The sequence below is a fragment of the Salinimicrobium oceani genome, from assembly GCF_012037645.1.
This window is the reverse complement of sequence record NZ_JAAVJR010000190.1, coordinates 1-639: the sequence shown is the minus strand read 5'-3', so window position 1 is coordinate 639 and position 639 is coordinate 1. Positions and strand designations below refer to the sequence as shown.

At 42.4% G+C, this 639-nt stretch carries 1 protein-coding gene; it reads right to left on the bottom strand.

The features are described from left to right. On the bottom strand, positions 1-639 hold a 639-nt coding region (locus tag HC175_RS16195), incomplete at both ends, for an HYR domain-containing protein (RefSeq protein WP_168139432.1).

The following is a 639-nucleotide window of genomic DNA, read 5'->3' as shown; positions in this document are numbered from 1 at the left end:
AACATCACCGGTATCAGGCCCGCTTATTTTTGTGACATTTGCACTACCCGAATTATCTGTAGCTTCTGGTGTATCGTAGGTTACAGTTGCTCCACATTGGCCGGGATCAGTTAAAGAAATTATTTGACCAGGGCAGGTTATCACCGGATCTTCCTCATCAACTTCTTCATTGATGGTAACGGTGAAGCTACACGAGGTTATATTTCCTGAGGCATCTGTAATAACAAAAGTATTTGTTATAGTTTCTCCTACTGGAAATTCACCTCCGGAAGGAAGGCCATCTGTCTGCATAATAGTGGATCCCGGGCAATTGTCTCCAAAAGGAACTGTATAATAGATTTCTTTAACAGTTTCTCCAAATGGTACTGTTTCTACAATATTTGAAGAAGGACAGGTGACAACAGGATCTTCATCGTCTGTTACTGTTATTGTAAAAGTACATTCTGCAGAATTCTCGGCTGTGTCTGTAGCGGTATAAGTCACCGTAATAGAGCCAACCGGAACAAATGCTCCAGAAGCCGGGCCGCTGGATAAAACAACTTCAGGTTCTTCCCTAGAATCATCTGTAGCAGTGGGAACCGAGTAATTTACTATAGCACCGCATTCACCAGCATCATTTGCTACTACAATATCCTCAGA